Below are 25,232 nucleotides of genomic sequence, written 5' to 3' on the forward strand. Positions count from 1 at the left end.
TAAAATGGTCATTAAAGGCCGTCTGTACAAACGGTATGGGCGGCCTTTATGTTTAACGATGTTTACTGCTTGGTAGGGAAAAATCGTGGCCTTTAGAAAAATGAATATAAAAGAGTATTGGCGTTTATGTATTTGTTTACCGTCGATCATGTTTGTGGCTGCATGTGCCTATCCGCAAAGCAAACCTGATCAAAAGCATCCGGTTTCAGCAGAGCAAACAAATGCTCACATACAAAGCCAGTTTGACAAACCACATGAAAATTTGGACTTGGAAACTTCTTACGGCAAAAAAAGCAGAGGCATGAAGAAGATGGCCAAGCAGGCAGATCATGTAACGGCTGAAGGTGAAGTTAAAAAGGCAGATAATCCGCCTGCTCCGATCATTAATCCGGATAAAGCCAAAGCTGCTTCGCGTGAGTTTAAGATTCAGGCTGAAGCAAATCCGCCTTACAAAGGGTTGGATGAGTTGAGCGAAGAAGAACACGATAAGATTTTGAAAAAATCTTTGCCCTTGATAGGCCAATATGGCAATGTCGATTCAACGGGTTTGGGGCATTATCCCCGCCGACAGGGGGAGCAGTATCAATCTGACAAACCGATTATTTATTATATTGATGAGTAATTTGAGTACTTAATATTAAGATGCCGTCTGAATTGTTTCAGACGGCATCATTTATTTTTCTACATTCAAACCGAAGTGCAGGTAGCTGCGTTCGGTAGCCATGCGCCCGCGCGGGGTGCGTTGCAGGAAGCCTTGCTGGATGAGATACGGTTCGATAACGTCTTCGATGGTGTCGGTGGATTCGCCGATGGCGGCGGCAATGTTTTCCAATCCGACCGGGCCGCCGCTGAATTTATAGATCACGGCTTCGAGAAATTTTCTATCCATCAAATCCAAACCGACCGAATCGACATCGAGCATACTCAAGGCGGCATCGGCGGTTTCGGCGTTAATCAATCCTTGGTTTTTCACTTCGGCGTAATCGCGCACGCGGCGTAGCAGGCGGTTGGCGATGCGGGGCGTACCGCGGCTGCGGCGGGCGATTTCCATTGCGCCTTCTTCGCCCATATTGAGTTGCAGCAGTTCGGCGGAGCGGGCAACGATGGTGGCTAAATCGTCGTACCCGTAAAATTCGAGGCGGGAAACAATGCCGAAACGGTCGCGCAAGGGGTTGGTGAGCATGCCGGCGCGGGTGGTTGCGCCCACCAGCGTGAACGGCGGCAGGTCGATTTTGACCGAGCGGGCGGCGGGGCCTTCGCCGATCATAATGTCGAGCTGGTAATCTTCGAGCGCGGGGTAGAGGATTTCTTCGACGACCGGACTGAGGCGGTGGATTTCGTCGATAAACAATACGTCGTGGGGTTCGAGGTTGGTTAGCAGGGCGGCCAAATCGCCGGCGCGTTCGAGCACGGGGCCGCTGGTTTGGCGAAGGTTTACGCCCAATTCTTTGGCGATGATGTGTGCCAGCGTGGTTTTGCCCAATCCGGGCGGGCCGAACAGCAGGGTGTGGTCGAGTGCTTCGCCGCGTTTTTTGGCGGCTTCGATGAAGATGGCGAGCTGTTCTTTGGCTTTGTGCTGGCCGATGTAGTCGCCCAATGATTTCGGGCGCAAGGCGCGTTCGAGCATTTCTTCTTGGGCGGAAATGCTTTGGGCAGTGATGATGCGTTGCGGTTGGGCGGTGCTGAGATTATCGGTTTGCAGCATAGTTAACAACTCGTAAGTTAAGTTTTTGAGGCCGTCTGAAACATATTTTCAGACGGCTTTGCTATTTATTTACCCGGTATGACTGTTTTGCCGCCAAACCAAATAATCGCGCAGCGGCGGCATGGGCGGGTTGATGCAGTGCGGGCATACGCCGGTGATGTCTTCATCGTCATCTTCGATATGGAGGGCGTTGGGATCGAACCGTGCCTGCTGTGCTACGGCATGTGCCAAAGCTTGTTCCTGCACAACGTCAAACTCAAAACCGTTGAGAATTTCGCGCAAGAGTTCATGTTCTGCGTTGCTGAAATTTTCGCTGTTCAGGGTGATCAGGCGCAGATAGTCGCGGTTGCTTATTTTTTGGTGGAGTAAGTCGGTGTTCATGGTTATAAGGCCGTCTGAAACGGTTGGGTTGGTGTGAGATGAATCAAAGAGTTTGGAATTATAACGTGTTTCAGACGGCAGCGGACGTTGCCGTGCGTTGTGAAACAGGCTCAGGGTTGGGAGGTTGATGGTGAATCATGATCTGAAACATTCATAACCATTCAGACGGCCTCATATACGTTTTAGCGCATTTTGAGGCCGTCTGAAAAATGAATAGATAGTAGGTTCGATTATTTACCGCAAGAAACGAAGTGACGCACTTGCGGCGGTGTTTCGCCTTGGTGGAAGCGTTTTACTGCGTTTTGCAGGTCGGCGTCGGTTTTGGAAACGCGTTTGTGCTGGCGCAGGTGTTCCGCCCACGATTCGACCAAGAACCATTCGAGCATAATGGAAGGATCGGCAGTGTCTTCGCTCACGCCCCATTGGTAGGCTCCGTCGCGACGGCGTTCGGCCGAAAGCGCGGTAATGGCTCGGATAAACGCTTCGCGGTCTTCGGGGCGGATGCGGTATTCGATTTGAATCAGCACCGGCCCGCGGTCGTTGGCAGGGCGGGATACGGTGAGCGGTTCGGGCCAATGGTTAGACGGGCTTAAGTCGTTTTCGCCTTGCGGCAGTTTGATGCGGTGCGCTACCAATGCGGAAACCACCAATGCCGCCGCACCTGCAAGCAAGGTCAAGGGGATACCGATAAGGCTGGCAACGCTGCCCCATAACAAGCTGCCGGCAGTCATGGCGCCGTTGAATACGGTGAGGTAAACGGCCAATGAGCGGCCGCGCACCCAGTTGGGCAGAATGCTTTGCGCCACGCCGTTGAGTGTGGTTAAAGCGGTAATCCACGACGCGCCGAGCAACAGCAATACCACCACTGCCAACCATTTGGGCGGTGCGGCGGCCAAAACGGCCATCACGGCAGCGGTTACGCCTGCGGCCAAAAGCAGTAAGCCGTCGGCACTCAAGCGGCTGTGCAAGCGCGGCATAATCACGGCGCCGATAATCGCGCCTGCGCCTACCGCACCCAGCAAGATGCCGTAAAAGCCCGCGCTACCGTTGAGAAGTTGTCGTGCCACCAAAGGCAGCAAAGCCCAAACCGAGCTGGCGATGGCGAAGAAGACAAAGGCACGCAGCAAAACGATGTGCAGCTCGCGGCTGGCGCGCACATAGCGCAATCCGGCACGGAATGCCCCGCCGAATTGTTCGGAAAGCTCGTCGCGCTGGGTTTTGGGGCGTTTCCACCACAGCAATGCGCTGATCACAAACACATAGCTCAGCACGTCGGCACCGTAGGCGAAAGCCGCGCCCGCTCCGGCCAAAATCAAGCCGCCGAGTGCGGGGCCGATGGCGCGGGCAATGTTTACGCCGAGAGAGTTCAAAGCTACGGCATTTTTCAAATCTCTTTTATCGACCAGTTCCGGTACGATGGCCTGCCAAGTCGGCCCCATCAGTGCGGCACCGATACCGCCGAGGAAGGTAAGCGCAATCAGCGAGGCAACCGACTGCATACCGCTTGCCGAGAGCAGCATCAGTCCGGCGCTGACACCGGCGAGCAGAATCTGAATGCCGATTAAGAATTTGCGGCGGTCGAGAATATCGGAAAGCACGCCGGCGGGAATGGCAAGCAGAAACACCGGCAGAGTGGCGGCGGCTTGCACCATGGCAACGGCGGCAGGCGAAGGCGATAAATCGGTCATCAGCCACGAGCTGGCAACATCGCGGATAAAGCTGCCGGTGTTGCCTAAGATGGTGGCTATCCATAACACGACAAACAAAGTTTGCCGCAACGGGGCGAAGCTGCTGCCGGAAGTTTCGGCGGCAGACGAGCGGTGTTGGGTCATATATGTTGTTCCTTTGATTCCGTAATGTGGAAAAGCTGTTCAGACGGCCTGAGACCTTTGCCGGCTTGCTGTTTATATCGTTAAAGTACTTTAAATCGATTGACTACACATACAATAAAAGATTAGGTAGGCGCTACATTAAGGCTGCTTATCAGTTCCATCGTGGCGGTGTTTTTCGGCACAATCCGCTTGGATAGCATGAGGCCGTCTGAAAAAACAAACATCGTGTGTGCACGGCTGTACGGCTTTGTGCGGTGCAAGGATAAAAGCACAAACCGGCCCGCTCGGTTCATGAAGCGGGATGTTGTGCCTGAATCCTGCGCGGTTTCCGGCAGCAGGCTGCCGTGCGGTTTTACCGATTAGCGCAAATGGTCGGGCGCTTCCGGAGAAGGCAGACGGCTGAGTTTGCTGCCGGATAAATCGATATCTCCGAAACGCGGGTGGCCGCTGTTCCAATCGGCAACGGCACGGCGGAGCGAATCGGGGTTGTCGGCTACGAAATTCCACCAAAACAGGGTCGGGTGCGGCAAAGGTTCGCCGCCAAGCAGCATGATGTGTGTTCCTGCTTCGGCCTGAATGCGGATAATGCCGTCTGCATTGCCGTTGGTGAATACCATCATTTCATCGGCGGTCGCGCGTAAGCCGTCGGCTTCTACGCTGCCGGCGAGTACGAGGATGCCGTATTCCCAGCCTGAGTGGGCGGGTATTTCCAAAGTACGGGCCGTCTGAAAACGGATATCCACACCGACCAGCGGGCTGAATTGTTTGGTCGGCGCAGTATGGCCGCCGTAGCTGCCGATGGTTAAGATGTAATCGACACCGTTTTCGTGCCATTCGGGCAGTTCGGGATAGTGTTGGAAATCAGGTTCGATTTCCTGATGGGTCGGCAAGGCAATCCACAATTGAACGGCATGCAGGGTGTTGATGCCTTCAGGGGTTTGCTCGGTATGGCTGATGCCGCGCGTGTCGCCCGTGCCGGCAGTCATCAAGTTGACCTGCTTGGGGCGGATCAATTGGCGGTAGCCGAGGCTGTCTTGATGCCACACTTCGCCTTCCAGCATCCAAGTGAAGGTTTGCAGATTGGTGTGCGGGTGCGCGCCGACCTGCATACCGTCTTCGCCCGCACCGAATTCGGCGGGGCCGGCATGGTCGAGAAAACACCATGCGCCGATGGTACGGCGTTTGCCTTGCGGCAACAGGCGAGCAACAGGAATACCGCCGACATCTTTGATTTTGGCAGGAAGTTTTTCTGTGTTCATATCAGGGTTCCTTTGTGTGTTTATATCCGGTTGGCACGACAGCTTATAACCAACCGACTATCGTGCTGCGGGGCGCAACGTTCAAGCAAGGATTGATGATAAGCCGTTTGCCAAATGCGGTTACGGATACGGAAAGTCATCCGTATCCGTTCGGGCGTTTTCAGACGGCCCAGCACGAGCAGCCGAGTGCGCCGAAGAAACCTTGCAGGTCTGAAACGGGCGCCGACGATGCCCATGCGCGGGCATGATCGTGGCCATGCAGACCGCACGCGCTGGCGCAACTGCATGAAGCGATGGCTTGTTGGCGCAGCGGTGCGAGCGAGTTTTTACCGGCACCTTCGGGGTCGCCCCATGCGCCGTAGCCGCGGTATTTGTGTACCGGCGACCAATCGGGCATGGCAGGCGGCGGCGGGGTGTCCAAATCAGCGAAGCTGCCTGCGCCGTAAACGACACGGCCGCCCACCACGGTCAGATCCGAGGTCAGGAACGGAATTTCGTCTTCCGGCACGCTGAAAAAGTCTTTGCTCGGCACCATCATGTCGGCCAAATGGCCTACTTCGATGCGGCCGCGCTTGCCGACTTCGTTGGAGAACCATGCCACATTTTCCGTCCACATGCGCAAAGCGGTTTCGCGGTCGAGCAAATTGGCTTGAGGATAGAGTTTCATACCGCCGACGGTTTTGCCGCTGATCAGCCAGGACAAGGATACCCACGGGTTGTAGGAGGCCACACGGGTGGCATCGGTACCGGCCGATACTTTCACGCCGCTTTCGAGAATGCGTTTCACCGGAGGCGTGTTGGCCGCGGCAGCCGTACCGTAGCGCTCGGCAAAGTATTCGCCTTGATAGGCCATGCGGTGCTGCACGGCGATACCGCCGCCCAGCTCGGCAATGCGGTCGATGGATTTTTGCGACACGGTTTCGGCATGGTCGAAGAACCAGTTGATGCCTTCCAGCGGAATATCGCGGTTAACCTTTTCAAATACATCCAAGGCGCGGGTAATGGTTTCGTCATAAGTCGCGTGCATACGCCACGGCCATTTGTTTTGCGCCAAAATGCGTACCACTTCTTCCAATTCGCCTTCCATTTCAGGCGGCATCTCGGGGCGGGGCTGGCGGAAATCTTCAAAGTCGGCGGCAGAAAACACCAACATCTCGCCAGCACCGTTGTGGCGGAAATAATCGTCGCCCTGTTTATAGGTAACCGAAGAAGTCCATTTGAGGAAGTCTTCTTTTTCCTCTTTCGGTTTCTGCGTGAAGAGGTTATAGGCGATGCGTACGGTGAGTTGGTTTTCTTCGGCCAGCTTGCGGATCACTTCGTAATCGTCGGGATAATTTTGGAAACCGCCGCCGGCATCAATCACACCGGTTACGCCCAAACGGTTCAGCTCGCGCATGAAATGGCGGGTGGAGTTGACTTGGTAATCAAACGGCAGTTTGGGACCTTTTGCCAAAGTCGAATACAGAATCATGGCATTCGGTTTGGCCAGCAGCAGGCCGGTGGGGTTGCCTTTCGAATCGCGTTTGATTTCGCCTCCGGGCGGTTCGGGGGTGTCTTTGGTGTAGCCGACGGCGCGTAATGCGGCTGCATTGAGTAAAGCACGGTCGTATAAATGCAGGATGAACACCGGCGTATCAGGCGCAACGGCATTGATTTCTTCAATGGTGGGCAGGCGTTTTTCGATGAATTGGTGCTCGGTAAAACCGCCGACTACGCGAACCCATTGCGGCGCAGGAGTAATATCGACTTGCGCTTTCAGCATGGCCATGGCATCGGCCAGCGAACGCACGCCGTCCCAACGCAGTTCCATGTTGTAATTGAGGCCGCCGCGGATGATATGGGTGTGGTTGTCGAAAAGGCCGGGTAAAACGCTGCGGCCTTGCAGGTCGATGCGGCGGGTATTTTCGCCCGCCATCGCTAAAATTTCGCTGTTGCTGCCGACTGCGGCAAATTTTCCGTCGGCAACGGCAACGGCTTGGGCAACCGGCTTGGAGCGGTCTAAAGTCGTAAATTCGCCGTTATAGAAAATTGTGTCGATTTGTGTCGTCATCATTTACTCCTTATTGTGATTCTGGTCTTGTGAGTGTGCGGTTTGGGAGATAGATGTTTGCGGAGAAAAAAATTGTTTGGAGAGCGGAATCATTTGTTCGCCCAACAACATGCCCAAAAGTCCCAGCAAGGCCACTACGGGCGGCGCGGGAGAGCGTACATTAAGCAGGTAGTAAACCACACCAACCAATATTCCGGCTCCGAAAGAAAACACATACAACTTCATAAATATCTCTTAATGGGCAGATTAAACAGCAAAGGTGTGATTTTGATGCAAACCACACCTTCGCATTAACAACAGTAAATCAGGGTTTACTTAGCAGGGTTAGGGCCGATGCGTTCGCCGTGTTGCACGCGCTCGGGCGCTTTGTGAACCATAGTGTAGGCGTAATCCACACCCATGCCGTATGCACCGGAATGTTCTTTTACGATATCCAATACGGCATCGTAGGTTTCTTTACGGGCCCAGTCACGTTGCCATTCGAGCAAAACTTGTTGCCAAGTTACTGGAATAATGCCTGCTTGAATCATGCGTTGCATAGCGTATTCGTGCGCTTCTACCGTTGTGCCGCCAGATGCATCTGCCACCATGTAGATATCATAGTTGCCTTCGGCAGCAGCAGCCAGAGCAAAGCCCAAGTTACATACTTCTGTCCACAAGCCAGCTACGATAACTTTTTTACGGCCGTTTGCAGCCAAAGCATCACGCACGTTTTGGTCGTCCCAAGAGTTCATTGAAGTGCGCTCGAGAATTTTGTTCTCGGGGAATACGCTCAACAATTCAGGGTAAGTGTGGCCGGAGAAGCCTTCGGTTTCAACAGTGGTGATGATGGTGGGGATGTTGAATACTTTGGCTGATTTGGCCAATGCAACCACGTTGTTTTTCAGGGTTTGGCGGTCGATAGATTGTACGCCGAAGGCCATTTGCGGCTGGTGGTCGATGAAAATCAGCTGGCTGTTTTCAGGGGTTAACAAGTCTAAAAATTTGTTTGACATGACGATTCTCCATGTGTCGTTAAAAGAATTTTAAGGCAATAAAAAAGCGGCAGATTCCAGGTTTTGGGCCTGTCTGAATTTGCCGCGTTATTGCACGGTGTATTCAGGCTGTGGTTCAGCCTGAAAATAATTACAGGCCGTAAACTTTCAGGCGGTCTTCTACGGGAGCAAAAGATTTATCGCCTGCAGGCTCGGTGATGCCGCCGAATACGAGCTGGGCGCTCATTTTCCAGTTGGCCGGCAGATTCCATGTTTTAGCCACCTCGGCATCAATGATCGGGGTGTAGTGTTGCAGGTTGGCACCTACGTTTACCGCAGCCAGGGCAGTCCAAATAGCGTATTGGCTCATGGCATCGCTGTGACCTGCCCATACGGGGAAACCGGCGGCATAAGCAGGGAACTGCTCTTGCAGGCCTTTAACAACATTTTCATCTTCAAAGAACAACACGCTGCCGGCAGCCGCTTTAAACATGTTCAGTTTGTCTTCGGTAGCTTGGAAGTTTTCGGCAGGAACGATTTTGCGCAGTTCGGCAATGGTGATGTCCCACAGTTTTTCATGCTCGGCGCCGAACAATACAACGAAACGGGTTGATTGCGAGTTGAACGCAGACGGTGTGTGTTTTACAGCGTGCTCAACGATTTTTACTACTTCTTCTTTGTTTACGGGCAGATTTTTGTTCAGCGCGTAAACAGAACGGCGGTTCTCAGCAGCTTGCTGCAAAGTTTGTACAACAGACATTGTGGTTTCCTTTATTTCAGGTTGGCTAGATGGCTGCCCGAGATTTTTCAGGCAGCTAAAAAGTTTGGATAACATTTTACTCCGATTTCCGTTAGTGTAACTGGTTGATATTGGCTTCTACGTCCATCGGTACGTCCATTAACAGGATTTCCGCATCGCCCAAAGCCTCTACGTCAAAGCCGTCGGTTTCCCACAAGCCCAAGCCGTCGCGCTCGCCCAATTCGATACCGCCTACTTTGGCTTTACCTTTAATCACAAACACATACACGCCGTTGCCTTCGCGTTTTACGTCGTAACGTTTTTGGGTGCCGTCTGAAAAACGTGCCAGCGAGAACCAAGCGTTTTGGTGAATCCACACGCCTGCGTCATCAGCATTGGGAGACAGGATTTGCTGGAAGTCGTTGGGTTTGGCTTCGTTGGCAATCGTGATTTGCTGATAGCGGGGCGCTACGTTGTTTTTGCGGGGCAACACCCAAATTTGCAGGAATTTCACAGCTTGGTCGCGGTTGGCGTTCATTTCGCTGTGGGTAACGCCGGTACCGGCCGACATAACCTGCACATCACCGTTTTTGATGATGCTGCCGTTACCCATGCTGTCGCGGTGGGCCAAATCGCCGCTCAAAGGCACGGAAATGATTTCCATGTCGCGGTGCGGGTGGGTGCCGAAGCCTTGGCCGCCTTCTACAAAATCATCATTAATCACACGCAGTACGCCGAAGCCCATGCGCTCGGGGTCGTAATAGTTGGCGAAGCTGAAAGTGTGTGCGCTTTTCAGCCAACCGTGATTGGCAAAGCCGCGTGAATTAGCCGGATGGTATACAGTTTGCATTTTATCTTTCCTTTAAATTAATTACTATTGTTAATATAACGATTTGCGATGGAGTGAATTATAGGGGGAAAGTTTGTGGGGAAAAAGACACGAATGATAAATTGATTATCAATCCAGAGTAAACAATAGTTCAAAACATAAGAGGCTGGATAACTGGTGTGAAAAATATACTATCCGAAAGAATTAGAAAAGTATTTTTTTGATGAATAGATCTGAATATTGATATTCATTTTATGATCAATCAACTTAACTTTTACTGCGGCGTTGCTGTGCTTGGTTTAAAGAGAACGAATGTGCAAGCTGCTAAGTGGCAACAGAATCGGTTCCGTACTACTTGTATTGTCTGCGGTTTTTCTCCCTTGTATTAAAAAAGTTGATTACAAGCCGTCTGAAAAGCTTTTTTAAACGGCGGGTTATCTTTGGTTGAATGAAAAGCACACCAATGTTTGCATTTTTTAAATAAAAAATGAAAGGGTGTTCGGTGAGGCCGTCTGAAAGCATTGAATTGCATCCGCACCGGGGCGTACTGGTTTCAAACGGCATCAAGGCGGGTTTTACAGGTAAACGATTTCTCCGCTGCGCCCTTTGCTTTCTTCGCTGCTCCACCAAACAAATTCGGGCATGATGTCTTCGTAGTTTTTGCGCTCGCTGCGGGCTTCGCCGGGGTGGGTTTTCATGCGTTGGGGCGAGTTGACGGCACCGGGCACGAGCACGTTGGCGCGCAGGTTGGGGAAGCGTTCCCATTCGTCGGCGGCAACTTTGCACAAATAGTTGAGTGCGGCCTTGGATGCGCCGAAACCGCCCCAGTAGGCGCGCGGGTTTTCGCCGTGGCTTTCGCCGACGAAAATCACCGAAGCGTCGGGCGATTCTTTGAGCAGGGGCAGGAAAGCGCGGGTTAAGCCCATGGGGGCAACGGTGTTGATGCGGTATTGGTTGACCCACTCGGCTACGGTTTGGAAATCGAGCGGAGAGAGGGCGTAGAAGTAGCTGGCGCAATGCACGATACCGTCGAGCTTGTTGCCGGTGGCTTCGGCGATGGTGGCGGCGAAGCGGTCGAACTCGGCTTCTTCGGCGGTTAAAAGGTCGAAGCAGATGGCGAAGGGTTCGGGGCCGCCCGATGCTGCGATTTCGTCATACACTTTTTCGAGTTTTTTCTGGTGTCTGGCAACCAGCACCACAGTGGCACCTGCGGCGGCGTAGGCTTTGGCGACTTGTTCGCCGATACCTTGCGATGCGCCGGTAATCAGGATGGTTTTGTTTTGAAGCTGGCTCATGGGTTTTTCCTTTAAGGTTTCAATCGGTATAAACGGCAGGCCGTCTGAAAAGCAATAGTGCTTAGCGGTAACGCTAAAGTTTTGGCCTGTACGGGTTGTATTCGGTCAAACACAGTTCTGCGGCGGTTGCGCCGGATTGTACGGCGGCTTCGAGCGTGGCGGGGTAGCGCGGATGCAGGTAGTCGCCGGCGGGATAGATACGGCGGTGGTGCAGCCATGCCAAATCGGGTGGGGTGCGGCCGGCCGTTGCTGCGGCGGTAGCGCGTTTTTCGGTAATCACTTGCGCGGCAAGCGGTTCGCCCAAATAAGGGCAAAGCGTTTTCAAATCGGCATCTACGCGCGCAATCCATTCTTCGTTTTTCAGACGGCCTATGTGGTCGGACACGCTGATCACGGCGGCGGTTTCATTGGCGGGCAAGCCCAGCGCGGCGCGGTGGACGAACCATTGTGCGGTGCCTTCGGCCAGGCCGGTAAGCGGCGCGGGCAGATGCACGGTTTCGGCGTAGCGCAGATAAACGGTGGTGATGGCATGGTAGGTAATGCCTTCAAAGGACGTCTGAATATCGGCGGGGGTTTCAGGCGGCATCAGTGCGGCGGCATGATAGGGGGCAACGGCAAGAATGGCGGCATCAAACGTTTCGCCGTTCACGCACACGCGGCCGTCGGGCAGGTTGGAAAGCTGCGACACGCGCGTTTCCATACGGATGTCCGCCCGATGTTTGGCCAAAAATCTCAACGCGGGTTCGGCGATGATGCTGCCTAAATCTTGCTTGGGCAAAAGATAATCGCTGCCGGTTTTATCCGCCCACACACCATCTTGCAAAACATTACACAGTGTTTGCAGACTCGCGGATTCGAGCGGCGTGTTCAATGCGCCCCATACCAGCGGCTGCCAGAATTGCGCGACGGCTTTACGTTGGACGTTGCGGCTGCGCAGCCATTCGGCCACAGTGATGTCGGGCAGCGGAAGCGGCGAGCGGTGCCGCTGTTGCAGCGCGTGCATATCGTTGAGCAGTTTGATTTTTTCGCCGAAACCGATGTTCTTGGCTTTAAGCAACCCCACAACGATATGCAGCGGCGAAGGCAAAGAGGCCGTCTGAAATTGGAGGCCGTCTGAAATATGCCATTGCAGCGGCAGGCGCAGAAAGGCTTGGTGTTCGTCCGCACCGATCTGCTTCATCAGCGCAAGCACGCCGTGGTAAGCACCGAGCAGGATGTGCTGGCCGTTGTCGAGAAAGCTGAAACCGCTGTTATCGGCATTCAGCGTGCGCGCCCGCCCGCCGGCGCTGCGGCCTGCTTCAAACAGCGTCAGGTCGGCGCGCGGTGCAAGCTGTACGGCGGCGGACAAGCCTGCCCAGCCTGCACCGATAACAGCAATTTTGGGGCGTGGGTTTTGCGGTTTCATGGGTTAAATCCGAACAGCCATGTTTTCAGGGCAATGCGTTTTTTGCGCGGCGAAGGAATGGCGATTTTGTATTTCAATACGTTTTGGGCACCGTCGGCAGCGATTTCGTTCAATAAGGCATAGTAAATGCTGCCCATCACCAAACCGGCTTTTTGAGATTTTTTGTCTTCAGACGGCAGCAGCGCCACGGCCTCGCGGTAGGTATTGCGGGCGCGGTTGATTTGGAAATCCATCAGTGCGGCGAATTCGGGCGTGGGCGTGCGCTGCATCAGCACTTGCGCGGGCACGTTGAAACGCTGCAATTCTTCGGTGGGCAGATAAATGCGGCCGTTGCGTGCGTCTTCGCCTACGTCGCGGATGATGTTGGTGAGTTGCAGAGCCAAGCCGAGCGTTTCGGCGTATTGCAATGTTTCAGGCCGTCTGAAACCGAGAATGCGGGCAATCAGCCGCCCGACCACGCCCGCCACGCGGTAGCAGTAAAGTTTCAGGTCTTCAAAACGCCCGTAGCGCGCCTGCTCCAAATCCATCTGCATGCCGTTGATGATGTCTTCCAACTCTTCCTGCGGCAGGCCGAAATCGGCGGCAACGGTTTTCAAGGCACGGCAGACGGGGTGCTCCGGCGTTTCGCTGCCGAACACTTTGGCCAGCTCGATCCGCCACCAGTTGAGCGTGGTTTGGGCAACGTGCCGGTCGGAACAGTCGTCCACCACGTCGTCCAGCTCGCGGCAGAAGGCATACAGCACGGTCATGGCATCGCGTTTCGGTTGCGGCAGAAAACGAAAACCCGCCAGAAAGCTGGATTTGCTTTCGGCGGCTTTGTGACGGCAGTATTCGAGCGGCAGCACGGCGGTTCCTGAATGGTTTTTATCGGATACGGATTGTAGCGGGAAACAGGGGGGATAACAATTCGAGGCCGTCTGAAAACAGCTGCTTTCAGACGGCAGCGGATTCAAATTTGAAGTGCAACTTTCCACAACAGAAAAAGGCCGGTATGCGGTAGCATACGGCCTTCCGTAAACGCTACGGCAGCACATGGAGCAGAGGCAAAGTGCCCGACCGCATAGGCATTGAAAACCGACCCGCCATCGTCGACGAAAAATCCCGTATAGGCGACTGGGAAGCCGACACCATCGTCGGCAAAGATCAGAAAAGCGCATTATTGACACTGGTCGAACGGGTTACCCGCTACACCATTATCTGCAAATTGAAGAACTTCAAAGCCCAAGATACGGCCAATGCCGTCATTCGGGCGCTGAGGGCGCATAAAGACAGGGTGCACACCATCACCATGGATAACGGCAAGGAATTCTACCGCCACACCCGAATAGCCAAAGCATTGGCGGCTGAAACCTATTTCTGCCGTCCTTACCGTTCTTGGGAAAAGGCGCTGAATGAAAACACCAACGGACTCATCCGCCAATACTTCCCCAAACAAACGGATTTCCGCAACATTAGTGAGCGGGAAATACGTAGGGTTCAGGATGAGCTGAACCACCGGCCAAGAAAAACACTTGGCTATGAAACGCCAAGTGTTTTATTCTTGAATCTGTTCCAACCACTACTGCCTGAGTGCTGCACTTGAAATTTGAATCTAAGCCCGTCTGAAAATATCTAGGTTTTTCAGACGGCCTCACAGCAAATATTGATAGATAAAACAAAGGAATATCATGCAAACCCTTACTATTGTCCAGCCCGACGACATGCACCTGCACCTGCGCGACGGAGAAGCATTAAAAGCCGTGTTGCCGTTTACCGCACGCCAGATGGGGCGGGCGGTCATCATGCCCAACCTGAAGCCGCCGGTAGTCAGCGTAGCCGATGCGCAAGCCTATAAAGAACGCATTTTGGCCGCCCTGCCGCAAGGCAGCACTTTTGAACCGCTGATGACCTTGTATCTGACCGATAAATCGACACCCGAACTGGTGCGCGAAGCCAAAGCGGCGGGGATTGTGGCCTTCAAACTTTACCCTGCCGGTGCAACCACCAATTCCGATTCGGGCGTAACCGATTTGTTCAAACTGATTCCCGTTTTGGAAGAAATGGCTAAACAAGACATGCTGTTTTTGGTGCACGGAGAAGTAACCGACCCCGAAATCGATATTTTCGACCGCGAGGCTGTGTTTATTGAGCGTGTGATGAAACCCGTTTTGGAAAAAGTGCCCGGTTTGAAAGTGGTGTTCGAGCATATCACCACGGCCGATGCCGCCCGTTTGGTGATGGAGGCCGGAGACAACGTGGCGGCCAGCGTTACCCCGCAGCATTTGCTGTTGAATCGTAACGACTTGTTGGTCGGAGGTGTGCGCCCGCACCACTATTGCTTGCCCGTGCTCAAGCGCGAGATACACCGCAAGGCGTTGGTAGCGGCGGTTACCGGTGAACAATCGCACAAGTTTTTTCTAGGTACAGACAGCGCACCCCACGCGCAATCAGCCAAAGAAAACGCTTGCGGCTGCGCAGGCATGTTCAGTGCGGCCACGGCAATCGAATTGTATGCCGAAGTATTTGATCAGGCCGGAGCGTTAGACAAACTGGAAGCATTTGCTTCAAAAAACGGCGCACGTTTTTACGGCCTGCCCGAAAACCCCCGAACCATCACGTTAATCAAGCAAAGCCAGCAGGTTGCTTCTGAAGTGCCTTTCGGGAGCAATGAAGTTTTGGTGCCGATGCGCGGCGGAGAGAGTGTGGCGTGGACTGTTCAATATTGATAAAAGCAGAGAATTGAAATCTCTTCGGGGCGCGGCGTGATCCGAATCACCACCTGCCTTATACCGAAAGCAGCTTTCTGTAAAAAAAACATTTCGCCGTCATTGCAAACAAAGCAAGTGCGGCGAAATGTTTTTTGCGTATATGCCGTCTGAAAACTGGCGGTTTTATAAAGGTATCCGACCTTATCCTGATTGCGATTAGTGGGGCATGTTGCGCGGTGAGCCTGAGTTGGGCGCATGGTTCAGTTCGTTTAAGCGCTGTTGTGCAGTTTTAACGGCATTTTCCAGCTGTTGGATGCGCTCTTGGTAACGCGCATAATTCCGTTCGTTACCATAACGAACCTGCTTGCCTTCGGTTAAAGCTTTTTTTGCCGCGTCGAGCTGTTGTTGTGCTTCTTGGCGTTTGGCCAGAATATCGGGCGGAACAGAAGCATCGTTTTGCCGGTCGGCCGCCGAAGCAGGCGAAGAATGCTGTGTGGTTTTGGCAGGGGTATTGGAATAAATGCCTATTCTGCCGATATCGGCTTTTTTGCATTGTTTGCCGGCATTTTGAACATAAACCGTGCGGCCGTTACTGTCTTTGCATTCATACACCGTATTTGCCAAAACGGGCAGGGCGGTTAAAACAAGTGCGGCGGCTCCCCATAACGGTATGGTTTTCATAAATGGCTTTCGTTGTGGAAATGGATGTTAACGGCTGGAAGTATGCCGTCTGAAAAAGCGGCAGGCAACTGTTGCCGTGAATAATGTTGCTCAATAGTTTCTGCGTAACCAAAACCACCACACTGCCAGCAAAACCGCCGCCATCAGAATATTGCCGGCAACAATTTTCATCCAGCTTCGGGAACCGGCCGGTTTTGCGTTCCGTTTACCCCTGCTTACATAAAAAAACGGGCTGAGCAGGATGGATACGGCCGATACAAGAATAACGGCGGCATAATATATTTTTTCACGCTCCATGATCTGCCTTTCGGTATTTTGAAATATTATTTTAAAAACATTATATAAGCGTTTGCCGGCGAAGAGGTCTTTCAACCGAAATATCGGCTTGCAAGTCAGATAAACAGCCGCAGATATTATGCAGGAGTGATAAGGTGCGGCATAAATAATCGATGTGTAATTTTTAACACATTTGCATGTTAAGCAATGGAATGAGCTTTAGGCTGAACTTTGCAAGCAGCAGGCCATCTTACTACCAACACCTTTCAAACCATGCAGTAAACGTTTGCATATTCTTACCGAAAAAGATTGGTAAAAAAATGCATTCAAGGCTAAAATCGGCACGTGTTTTTCCCGAAATACTTTAAAACCATAAATAATAACGGAGTTGAAAAAATGACCGCTAAAGGACAAATGCTACAAGATCCTTTTTTGAACGCTTTGCGTAAAGAGCATGTGCCTGTTTCCATTTATTTGGTAAACGGCATCAAGCTGCAGGGGCAAGTTGAATCGTTTGACCAATATGTTGTGCTGTTGCGTAACACTTCTGTAACGCAAATGGTTTACAAACATGCGATTTCCACTATTGTTCCGGCCCGCGCCGTGAGTTTGCAGCACGAAAACAAACAGCCCGCTTCTGCCGCACCCGTTCAAGTCGAAACCACACAGCCTTCGGCTTAAGATCAAGGCTATTAAAATACCTTACCTTTTTGAGGTAAGGTATTTTTTCTCATGTTTCAGACGGCCTTATGCTGCTGCGCAATATTCTGCCTTTTACCCATGACTTGCTGCGTGCCCGTATCCGTGCCGGAGATACCGTATTGGACGGTACGGCAGGTAACGGCCACGATACGCTTTTGCTTGCACGCTGCGTAGGCAGTAACGGTAAGGTTTGGGCGTTCGATATACAGAAACAGGCATTGGACGAAACGGCAAAACGCTTGCAGGCCGAAGGCGTTGGGGCGCAGGTCGAGTGTGTTCATGCCGGCCATGAAATTTTATCCGATTATGTGCGCGAACCTTTGGCCGCGGCTGTGTTTAATTTCGGATGGTTGCCGGGCGGCGATAAGTCGCTGACCACCCAAGCGGATACCAGTATACGCGCTCTAAATTCGGTGCTGGCGTTATTGGAAAAAGGCGGTTTGCTGGCAGCGGTGGTTTATCCCGGTCACGAAGCCGGACAATACGAGGCGTCCGCCATCGAGCATTGGGCGCAAACTCTGCCGCAACAGCAATATGCTGTATTGAAATACGGATTTGCCAACCGCCAAAACCGCCCTCCCTATCTCTTGGCTGTGGAAAAGCTGAAATAAGCAGGCTGCGGCTGTATGACGTATGGTACTGCCGGGCAACGTGTTTCAGGTACAATAGGCCGTCTGAATATACCTTTCGGAAAACCTTTTTTATGCAATATCTGATTGTAAAACACAGCCACATGACCTTTGTGGCAATCACTATTTTGCTGTTCAATCTGCGTTTTTGGATGCGTTATGCCCGCCCCGAAAAACCGCTGCCGAAAATTTTGAAAATTATCCCCCATTTCAACGACACGTTATTGCTTTTTACCGGCCTTTGGCTGATGCACATTACCCGTTTCATGCCTTTCGGCAATGCCGACTGGTTGGGTGTGAAACTGTTGCTTTTATTGGGCTATATCGGTTTAGGTATGGTTACGGTACGCGCCCGCCCGCGTACGCCGAAGTTTTGGCTGGGTTATGCCGCATCTATGTTGTGCGTGGCCGCCATTGTTTACCTTGCCTGGTTCAAACCTTTGTGAGGCCGTCTGAACATGCCAACGTCTCTACCCCATATCGCCGTGATTGCCTTGGGAAGTAATCTTGACCGGCCGCAAGAGCAGGTTAAAGCAGCATTGGAAGCCATTTCACGCCATCCGCAAATTGAACTGAACCGCGTATCTTCACTCTATATTACCGCCCCCGTGGGTTATGCGGATCAGCCCGATTTCGTGAATGCGGTGTGTATCGTGCAAACGGCTCTGGACGGCAGAGAGTTGCTGGCCGTGTTAAACCGCATCGAAAACGATTTCGGCCGCCGCCGCAGTTTTCGTAATGCGCCGCGTACTCTGGATTTAGACATCATCGATTACAACGGAGAAACCAGCAGCGACCCGCATTTAACCTTGCCGCATCCCCGTGCGCACGAACGCGGTTTCGTTATGTGGCCGTTGGCGGAGATCGCACCGGATTATGTTGTCGGTTTGCACGGAAAGGCTTCGGAGTTGGCGGCAAAACTGGGTGAAGACGGTATCCGTTTGCAAAATAAGGTTGTTTGATTCAAAAAAAGTTGAATATTGGTTTCAGACGGCCTCAATAGCGTACAGATACCTCGAAACACATTTTAAGTAAGAAGAAAGACTATTCATGCATCATCGTTACATTGTGGTTGAAGGTTCTATCGGCAGCGGCAAATCCGAATTAAGCCGGCGTTTGGCCGAGTATTTCAATGCGTTGCATCTGACGGAAAGCCCCGAGCGCAACCCTTTTTTGGAACAGTTTTATCTGAATGCGGCCAATCACGGCTTGGCAACCGAATTGTTTTTTCTGATGCGCCGTGCCGAAGCGGTAGAAGTGATTAATGAAGAAGAAGAAAAAAACGAGCTGATTATCGCTGATTTCCTGCTCGAAAAAGACCAGATTTTCGTGCCGGTGGTGTTGAAAGGCAATGATCCGGCCAACGAACAAACTTTGTTTTGGCAGATGAAACGCAAAATCATGCCCGAATATCCGGTGCCCGATTTGGTGATTTATCTGCAAACATCCGACGAAAATGCCCAAAAACGCTTGCAGAAGCAAAACAAAGGCATGTTGAACCTGTTTCCGTCGGGTTATTTGGGGCAGATTCAAGACGAATACCGCCGCTTTTTCCATCTGTATCAAAATGCGCCGTTGCTGATTGCCAATGCCGATGAGTTGGACTTCATCAACAACGATGAGCATTTCGAAATGCTGCTGCGCGCGATGAGCGATATGCAGGGCAGCCGCCATTATTTGAATTTAAGCGAAGTTTAAGCCGGGGCGGGAAGTCGTCTCTTGTAATCAATATACGTTGATTGACCATAATATGCGGAAAGGCCGTCTGAATGTTCAGACGGCCTTTTTCATAACTATAAGATAAGCATGATTTAGCGCAAACTATGCAGAAAGTGCATGTGTTTGTGATATTGGTCGATGATATCGTTAATCACGCCTTCTTTGCTCCAGCCCATGATGTCGTAGTCCTGCCCGCCTTCACCCAAATGAACTTCGGCGCGGTAATACTGCTGTTCGTCGCTTACGGCTTGTTCGGAATGGTCGGACTGCACGAATGTAGGTTGGACATGCGGCGTGGCGATAACTTGGTAGGTAAAGTTGATTTCCGCTTCATGATCGGCAACCAGCACGATTTCTCCCGAAGCAGGTTGTCGGATTTGAATGCTCACACCCAGCTGCCGCAGTTCTTCGCCGACTTCGTGGCAGGCTTCCGATACGGTGGTATCGACAAAGTGATGAACGGTTTTTTTATCCGGAAAATCCATAATCACTTTAAGACGTTCGCGCCAAGCACCTTTGGAGCGCAACATCGGCGCAACGGTGGGCGGAGACACTTGCTGCACCATCTGTTTTTGAATGTCGATATTCAGGGCTTTAAACAAGCCGTACATGGCAATCATCAAAACGGTTACAAAAGGCAGCGCGCTGGCAATCGCCATGGTTTGCAGCGCACCGAGTCCGCCGGCCAACAACAGCACGATGGCCACTACGCCGGCACCGACCGACCAATAGATACGGTAAGCCACGCCCTTGCTGCCTTCGCCGTAAGCACACAACATATCCATGACCAATGCACCGGAGTCGGCGGATGTAACGAAAAATACCACCACCATCAACAGGGCAATATAGGTAAAGAGGGTGGAGAAAGGCAGGTGTTCCAAAAAGGCAAACAAAGCCAGAGAAACGTCTTGTGATACGACTGTTCCGAGCGATGCGATATTTTGGTTCAGAATCATATCGATGGCGGAATTGCCGAAAAAGGTCATCCACATAAAGGTGAAGCCTGTCGGTACCAACAATACGCCGATAACAAATTCACGGATGGTGCGTCCGCGCGAAACGCGGGCGATAAACAGGCCGACAAAAGGCGCCCAACTCAGCCACCAGCCCCAATAAAGAATAGTCCAACCGCCGATCCAGTCGGTTTTTTGGTAGGCAAAAAGATTGAACGTCATGCTGACGATATTGGATGTGTAGTGGCCGATGTTCTGTACCAACGCCTGCAGCAGAAACACGGTAGAACCGCCGAGCAATACAAACAGCAGCAAGACCACCGCCAAGCCCAAATTCAATTCGGAGAGAAACTTAACGCCTTTATCCAAGCCTGTGGCTACCGAAACCGTTGCTAAAGCGGTAATGGCGATAATCAAGATGATTTGTGTAGAAGTGCCGACCGGAACAGCCGGAAAAAGGTGGTTCAAACCGGCGTTAACCTGCAACACACCGTAGCCCAATGAAGTGGCAACGCCAAATAAAGTGCCGACTACGGCAAAAACATCTACCGTATGACCGATCGGGCCGTAAATTTTATTGCCGATTAAAGGGTAGAGCGCAGAGCGCAGCGTTAGCGGCAGATTGTGGCGGTAAGCAAAAAACGCCAAAATCAGCGCCACAATCGCGTAAATCGCCCATGCGTGCAGGCCCCAATGGAAAAAAGTCAGCCGCATGGCTTGTCGGGCGGCTTCGACCGTGTTGCTGTCGCCGACGGGCGGAGACAAGAAATGCATGACCGGCTCGGCAATACCGAAAAACATCAAGCCGATACCCATGCCTGCGGAAAAAAGCATGGCAAACCAAGAACGGTTGCTGTAATCGGGGCGGGCGTGATCGGGGCCGAGCTTGATGGTGCCGTAGCGCGACAGGCCCAAGTAAACAGATGCCAACAAAATCACGGCAACGGTTAAAACATAATACCAACTGGCGTTGGAAACGATGGCCGTCTGAATGGCTTTGAAGGTTGAGTCTGCAGTTTGGGGAGCAATAACGGCAAACAGTATGATGGAAAAAATGATGGCTGAAGAGCTGTAAAAAACAGCCGGGTTGATTTTCCCTTGATGTGCGAGAGGGTTTGGTTTTGTAGGCATAGCTTCCTTTCTATTCGGTTGACAGCACAATGCCGAAAATGGTTTGGCGTGAAAACACCTTAACAAAACAACGCTGATGAGAAAACCTTTCCTGTAAAAAAACGATAAACAAATCGCTCTTTAAATATTTTATTGGTTATTTTTTATAATTTTTGAAATTAAATGCCAATAATTTCATGGCAAATAAACTTGTCTTTAGATACAAGGCTGCAAGCCGCAGGCAGTGTGAGCAATACGGAAGAGATTCTGTTGCCGCTCCAGTAGCTTACATAAGCGTTGTTCTCTTTGAGCTAAGGTGCAGCAACGACGTAGCAGGATTGCGGTTTATTTGCAACAGCAGCAGCAATGGGCTTTTGATATGCAAAGGCCGCCGCCGATGCCGCTTGTGCAGCCAAATCGTTTAAAATGCCTGTTTTCCTTTATGCCATCTGTTTTCCCATGATCGAACTCAAAAACCTTACCCTCCAGCGCGGCCTGAAAGTGTTGCTCAACCAAGCCAGCCTCACCATCAACCCCAATCAGCGCGTAGGCTTAATCGGCAAAAACGGCACCGGCAAATCGAGCCTATTTGCTTTAATCAAAGGGGAAATCACACATGATGCGGGCGATGTGCTGATTCCCAAACATTGGAAAACGGCGGCAGTAGCGCAGGAAACGCCCGCGTTGGATACGTCGGCTTTAGATTATGTTTTGCAGGGCGATACCGAGTTGCAGCAATTTCAGACGGCCTTAGCAGCAGCCGAGGCACAAAACGACGGCATCAAAATCGCCGAATGGCACGCCAAGCTCGAAGAAATAGATGCCTACACTGCACCCGCCCGCGCCGCCAAATTGTTAAGCGGACTGGGTTTCGCTCAGGAAGAACACAGCAAGCCCGTGAAAGCCTTTTCAGGCGGCTGGCGTATGCGTTTGAATCTCGCCCAAGCCTTGATGTGCCGCGCCGATTTATTGCTGCTCGACGAACCGACCAACCACTTGGATCTCGAAACCGTACTGTGGCTGGAAAACCATCTCGCCAACCTGCCATGTACCCAAATCATCATTTCGCACGACCGCGATTTTCTGAATGCCACTACCACGCAAACCGTTGAATTATCGAATCAGAAACTCACCCAATACGGCGGCAACTACGATTTTTACCAAACCGAACGCGCCCAGCGTTTGGCGCAACAGCAGGCCGAGTATGTGAAGCAGCAAACGCAGATCAAGCATCTGCAATCGTTTATCGACCGCTTCAAAGCCAAAGCCACCAAAGCTACGCAAGCGCAAAGCCGCATGAAAGCACTGGCCAAACTGGAGCGCATCGCACCCGCGCATCTCGACAGCGAATTTTCATTTGAATTTGAAACGCCCGCACACTTGCCCAACCCTTTGTTAAAAATGGACAAAGCCGATTTGGGCTACGGTGATACGGTAGTGCTGCACGACATCACTTTATCGCTGGAAAGCGGCGCGCGCTACGGATTGCTGGGTGTGAACGGCAGCGGCAAATCCACCTTTATCAAAGCCTTAGCCGGAGAATTGGCTTTATTGTCCGGCCAGATGGTTAAATCCGAAAAGCTCAATATCGGCTATTTCGCCCAGCACCAGCTCGATACCCTGCGCGACGACCAAAGCCCCGTTTGGCACATCCAGCAGCTTTCTCCCGATGTGCGCGAGCAGGAAATCCGCAATTTTCTCGGCGGCTTCAACTTTGTCGGCGATATGGCTTTGCAGAAAATCGAACCTTTTTCCGGCGGAGAAAAAGCGCGGTTGGCATTGGCGATGATTGTGTGGCAAAAGCCCAATCTGCTGCTGCTCGACGAACCGACCAACCACCTCGATTTGGATATGCGCCACGCACTTACCGTGGCTTTGCAGAGTTTTCAGGGCGCGTTGATTGTGGTGTCGCACGACCGCAGTTTGCTCGAAGCCACCACCGACAGCTTTTTATTGATTGATAAAGGCCGTTTGAAAAACTTCGACGGCGATTTGAACGATTACCGCCAATGGCGTTTGGCGCAGGAAAATGCCGCCGCAGCCCCCGCCGCTTCGGCGCAAACCCAAAGCCGCAAAGACACCAAACGCCTCGAAGCGCAGATACGGCAGGAAAAGGCCAAACGCACTAAGCCTGTTCTGCACAAAATAGATAAAGCAGAAAAAGAAATGGCGGAGCTAAACGAAGTTCAAACGGCATGTGAAACATTTTTGTCACAAGAAGATGCTTATTTGGAAGAGAATAAAGTAAAGCTTCAGCAAGTGCTCGCTAATTTAGCTGATGTTAAGGTAAAATTGAGTAAACTTGAGGAGAGCTGGTTGGGTTGGCAAGAAGAGTTGGAACAAATCGAAAGTGAAATCGAAGCACAGTTTCCGTCTGCCCCATCAAGTTGAATTTTAGGGCGTGCCGCCGGTGGACGTTGCATGTGGCATTTTTCTTAAAAAACCGCTTCGCAAGCCGATTGAGATGCGTCCTAATATAACCATTAAATTTTAAACTACGGGGTTTTACTCATTATGTCTTATACATCTTTCAAGCAGGCCATTCTTTTGCTGGCGGCCAGCGAAGCGCTTCTGTCTGATCAAGGGGAGGTCAAAGAGCATCTTTCATCTCTGTGTGATGCCGAATCGGCAGCAGAATCACAAACTTCGGCTGTGTATGCGGTAAACGATTAATTTAATCGGATGTGCAGATTGCAGGATTCATGCATATCGATTATGCTTCCGCCCGCTTGCCTGTTTGTTTGGAAAATATGCTTTAAACAAAATGTGCGGGCGTGATTGGGCAAAGCAAATATGAATAAAGCTGCTTCTCGTCCGGCTTGCCGTACGGTGCGATATGGCGGCCTATCGGGTAAAGCAGCTTTGGTGTTTCTAAGCTGCTTTTATTCATCTGTCTGTTGATTGCCCACACATATCCGTTTATGGATTTTTGAGATTGAGCGGTTTGCAGAGTAATCGGTTTTTCGGCTTGATCACGGCAGCCGTCTGAACATCCGCTCGGCAGAAAGGCGGCAACAACCGCAGCGGTTTACTGTTGATTCTTGTATTTAAAGATGTTTTGAATAATATGAAAAAGTTAATCGGGATAAGCGTATTTTTACTGTTGGGTTTGTCCGGCATTCAGACGGCATCGGCAAAGATTTATACTTGTGTCGTCAATGGCCAGATTACCTACACTTCCAAGCGTTTGGGTAATTGCCAAGCAGCCGATTTGCCTTCTATCGGCCGTTACAGCAGCAGCCGTTACGATCAGCCGCAATATACCCAAAGTAGAGCGGCCGAGCCCAAAAAACAGCCGGCGGAAAAAGCGCATGCTTCTAAAAACTATGTTAAAGCAGCTCCGCAACACGCTAAAGCCCCTGTTGTGCCCGTTGCACCGAAATCGTCTGCAAGCAACAGCCGCCGTTCGATTCTGGAGCAGGAATTAGCCAATGAGCGCAAAGCATTATCGGAAGCGCAACAGTCTTTAGCATCTGCACGCGCGGCAAAAAACGGCAATATAGACCAACAGCAAATCAGCCAACTTCAAGGAAGCGTACTCGACCGCCAGCAAAATATACAGGCGCTGCAACGCGAGTTGGGAAGGATGTAATCCATCCGGTTTTGTATGGCCGTCTAAAAAAAAGCTGCATCTTATTGGGATGCAGCTTTTTTTCAGACGGCCGACACCTTTGCAAAACGCCGGTTGCGGCGTATTTCTGCGTTGTACGATGCCGGCTTTGCTTGATGCGTGATATGCCTGCATTGGTTACGTTAGCTAACCCTTAAACGGCATTTGCATTTATGTTCAAATTAAAAGTTGAAAGATGTTTATTCCGCCTCGTTAATCCATGCTTGCTGTACGGCTTCGAGAATTTTTTCACCGCAACGGGCGGGATCGTCATCGAAATCGGGCAGGGCGAGAATCAAGTCGCGCAGATGGGTAAAGCGGATGGTTTTCGGGTCGATGTCGCCGTGGGTGTCGTAAAGTTCTTCGGCAATGCGTTGGGTGTCTGTCCATTTCATA

General features: G+C 51.7%; 25 protein-coding genes and 1 pseudogene. 11 read left to right on the forward strand and 15 right to left on the reverse strand.

Annotated features, from left to right (window positions below; translation table 11 throughout):
* Nucleotides 1–85: 85 nt before the first annotated feature.
* Nucleotides 86–622: a hypothetical protein gene (locus LVJ88_RS04175; protein WP_143773642.1), complete on the forward strand. Its 537-nt coding sequence runs from the start codon at nt 86–88 to the stop codon at nt 620–622.
* Nucleotides 623–673: 51 nt separating this feature from the next.
* Here LVJ88_RS04175 and ruvB read toward each other — a convergent pair whose 3' ends face one another.
* The 12 genes from ruvB to hpnD all read right to left on the reverse strand — a co-directional run bounded on the left by ruvB (nt 674) and on the right by hpnD (nt 13,314).
* Nucleotides 674–1,705 (reverse strand): Holliday junction branch migration DNA helicase RuvB, encoded by a 1,032-nt coding sequence (gene ruvB / locus LVJ88_RS04180; RefSeq protein WP_085417718.1) that lies wholly within the window; start codon nt 1,703–1,705, stop codon nt 674–676.
* Nucleotides 1,706–1,774: 69 nt separating this feature from the next.
* The gene (locus tag LVJ88_RS04185; protein WP_085417719.1) at nt 1,775–2,092 is read right to left on the reverse strand and encodes a hypothetical protein; all 318 of its coding nucleotides are present in this window, start codon (nt 2,090–2,092) and stop codon (nt 1,775–1,777) included.
* Between the two features lie 224 nt (nt 2,093–2,316).
* On the reverse strand, nt 2,317–3,918 hold the full coding sequence (locus tag LVJ88_RS04190; RefSeq protein ID WP_085417720.1) for an MFS transporter: 1,602 nt from the start codon (nt 3,916–3,918) through the stop codon (nt 2,317–2,319).
* A gap of 359 nt (nt 3,919–4,277) precedes the next feature.
* Nucleotides 4,278–5,177 carry a pirin family protein gene (locus LVJ88_RS04195; RefSeq protein ID WP_085417721.1) on the reverse strand — a complete coding sequence of 300 codons (900 nt, stop codon included), beginning with the start codon at nt 5,175–5,177 and terminating at the stop codon, nt 4,278–4,280.
* A gap of 160 nt (nt 5,178–5,337) precedes the next feature.
* Nucleotides 5,338–7,230: an amidohydrolase gene (locus tag LVJ88_RS04200; protein WP_004285367.1), complete on the reverse strand. Its 1,893-nt coding sequence runs from the start codon at nt 7,228–7,230 to the stop codon at nt 5,338–5,340.
* Entirely contained in the window at nt 7,231–7,452 is a 222-nt protein-coding gene (locus LVJ88_RS04205; protein ID WP_004284751.1) for a DUF1427 family protein, read from the reverse strand.
* Between the two features lie 86 nt (nt 7,453–7,538).
* Nucleotides 7,539–8,222, reverse strand: coding sequence for a hydrolase (locus LVJ88_RS04210; RefSeq protein WP_004284753.1), 684 nt, complete (start codon nt 8,220–8,222; stop codon nt 7,539–7,541).
* A 130-nt stretch (nt 8,223–8,352) separates the two neighbouring features.
* The gene (locus LVJ88_RS04215) at nt 8,353–8,961 is read right to left on the reverse strand and encodes a nitroreductase family protein (protein ID WP_004284755.1); all 609 of its coding nucleotides are present in this window, start codon (nt 8,959–8,961) and stop codon (nt 8,353–8,355) included.
* Between the two features lie 91 nt (nt 8,962–9,052).
* The gene (locus LVJ88_RS04220; protein WP_004284756.1) at nt 9,053–9,790 is read right to left on the reverse strand and encodes a pirin family protein; all 738 of its coding nucleotides are present in this window, start codon (nt 9,788–9,790) and stop codon (nt 9,053–9,055) included.
* 554 nt (nt 9,791–10,344) lie between these two features.
* Nucleotides 10,345–11,064, reverse strand: coding sequence for an SDR family oxidoreductase (locus LVJ88_RS04225; RefSeq protein WP_085417722.1), 720 nt, complete (start codon nt 11,062–11,064; stop codon nt 10,345–10,347).
* A 73-nt stretch (nt 11,065–11,137) separates the two neighbouring features.
* Complete coding sequence (gene hpnE / locus LVJ88_RS04230; RefSeq protein WP_085417723.1) at nt 11,138–12,469, reverse strand: hydroxysqualene dehydroxylase HpnE; 1,332 nt, start codon at nt 12,467–12,469, stop codon at nt 11,138–11,140.
* Complete coding sequence (hpnD, locus tag LVJ88_RS04235; RefSeq protein WP_085417724.1) at nt 12,466–13,314, reverse strand: presqualene diphosphate synthase HpnD; 849 nt, start codon at nt 13,312–13,314, stop codon at nt 12,466–12,468. Before hpnD ends, hpnE begins: the two co-directional genes overlap by 4 nt.
* Before the next feature lie 164 nt (nt 13,315–13,478).
* Here hpnD and LVJ88_RS04240 point away from each other — a divergent pair.
* Together LVJ88_RS04240 and pyrC are read left to right on the forward strand one after the other, a co-directional pair.
* A pseudogene (locus tag LVJ88_RS04240) lies at nt 13,479–14,051 on the forward strand (IS30 family transposase); the annotation flags it as partial.
* Nucleotides 14,052–14,136: 85 nt separating this feature from the next.
* Nucleotides 14,137–15,174: a dihydroorotase gene (gene pyrC / locus LVJ88_RS04245; protein ID WP_085358258.1), complete on the forward strand. Its 1,038-nt coding sequence runs from the start codon at nt 14,137–14,139 to the stop codon at nt 15,172–15,174.
* Nucleotides 15,175–15,372: 198 nt separating this feature from the next.
* On the opposite strand, the gene LVJ88_RS04250 is transcribed toward pyrC, so the two are convergent.
* The gene (locus tag LVJ88_RS04250; protein ID WP_085417725.1) at nt 15,373–15,837 is read right to left on the reverse strand and encodes a DUF4124 domain-containing protein; all 465 of its coding nucleotides are present in this window, start codon (nt 15,835–15,837) and stop codon (nt 15,373–15,375) included.
* A gap of 672 nt (nt 15,838–16,509) precedes the next feature.
* On the opposite strand from LVJ88_RS04250, the gene hfq reads away from it, so the two are divergent.
* The 5 genes from hfq to LVJ88_RS04275 all read left to right on the forward strand — a co-directional run bounded on the left by hfq (nt 16,510) and on the right by LVJ88_RS04275 (nt 19,142).
* The gene (hfq, locus tag LVJ88_RS04255) at nt 16,510–16,794 is read left to right on the forward strand and encodes an RNA chaperone Hfq (protein WP_054598531.1); all 285 of its coding nucleotides are present in this window, start codon (nt 16,510–16,512) and stop codon (nt 16,792–16,794) included.
* Between the two features lie 68 nt (nt 16,795–16,862).
* Nucleotides 16,863–17,426, forward strand: coding sequence for a tRNA 5-(aminomethyl)-2-thiouridylate-methyltransferase MnmM (gene mnmM / locus LVJ88_RS04260; protein ID WP_085417726.1), 564 nt, complete (start codon nt 16,863–16,865; stop codon nt 17,424–17,426).
* Between the two features lie 92 nt (nt 17,427–17,518).
* Complete coding sequence (locus tag LVJ88_RS04265; RefSeq protein ID WP_054598533.1) at nt 17,519–17,890, forward strand: SirB2 family protein; 372 nt, start codon at nt 17,519–17,521, stop codon at nt 17,888–17,890.
* A 12-nt stretch (nt 17,891–17,902) separates the two neighbouring features.
* The gene (folK, locus tag LVJ88_RS04270) at nt 17,903–18,406 is read left to right on the forward strand and encodes a 2-amino-4-hydroxy-6-hydroxymethyldihydropteridine diphosphokinase (RefSeq protein ID WP_085417727.1); all 504 of its coding nucleotides are present in this window, start codon (nt 17,903–17,905) and stop codon (nt 18,404–18,406) included.
* A gap of 88 nt (nt 18,407–18,494) precedes the next feature.
* Nucleotides 18,495–19,142, forward strand: a complete 648-nt coding sequence (locus LVJ88_RS04275; RefSeq protein ID WP_054598535.1) for a deoxynucleoside kinase — start codon at nt 18,495–18,497, stop codon at nt 19,140–19,142.
* Nucleotides 19,143–19,255: 113 nt separating this feature from the next.
* Here LVJ88_RS04275 and betT read toward each other — a convergent pair whose 3' ends face one another.
* Nucleotides 19,256–21,247, reverse strand: a complete 1,992-nt coding sequence (betT, locus tag LVJ88_RS04280) for a choline BCCT transporter BetT (RefSeq protein ID WP_085417728.1) — start codon at nt 21,245–21,247, stop codon at nt 19,256–19,258.
* A 438-nt stretch (nt 21,248–21,685) separates the two neighbouring features.
* On the opposite strand from betT, the gene LVJ88_RS04285 reads away from it, so the two are divergent.
* From LVJ88_RS04285 to LVJ88_RS04295, 3 genes are all read left to right on the forward strand, one after another.
* Nucleotides 21,686–23,617 carry an ABC-F family ATP-binding cassette domain-containing protein gene (locus LVJ88_RS04285; protein ID WP_085417729.1) on the forward strand — a complete coding sequence of 644 codons (1,932 nt, stop codon included), beginning with the start codon at nt 21,686–21,688 and terminating at the stop codon, nt 23,615–23,617.
* 123 nt (nt 23,618–23,740) lie between these two features.
* Nucleotides 23,741–23,899, forward strand: coding sequence for a hypothetical protein (locus tag LVJ88_RS04290; RefSeq protein WP_156300585.1), 159 nt, complete (start codon nt 23,741–23,743; stop codon nt 23,897–23,899).
* 394 nt (nt 23,900–24,293) lie between these two features.
* A complete protein-coding gene (locus LVJ88_RS04295; protein WP_054598686.1) occupies nt 24,294–24,818 on the forward strand; it encodes a hypothetical protein in 525 nt (174 codons plus the stop codon).
* Between the two features lie 218 nt (nt 24,819–25,036).
* Here the strand turns inward: LVJ88_RS04295 and iscX are convergent, their stop codons facing one another.
* Nucleotides 25,037–25,231, reverse strand: a complete 195-nt coding sequence (gene iscX / locus LVJ88_RS04300; RefSeq protein ID WP_054598538.1) for a Fe-S cluster assembly protein IscX — start codon at nt 25,229–25,231, stop codon at nt 25,037–25,039.
* Nucleotide 25,232 lies beyond the last annotated feature (1 nt).

The sequence above is a fragment of the Neisseria dumasiana genome, assembly GCF_022870885.1.
Lineage (GTDB): Bacteria > Pseudomonadota > Gammaproteobacteria > Burkholderiales > Neisseriaceae > Neisseria > Neisseria dumasiana.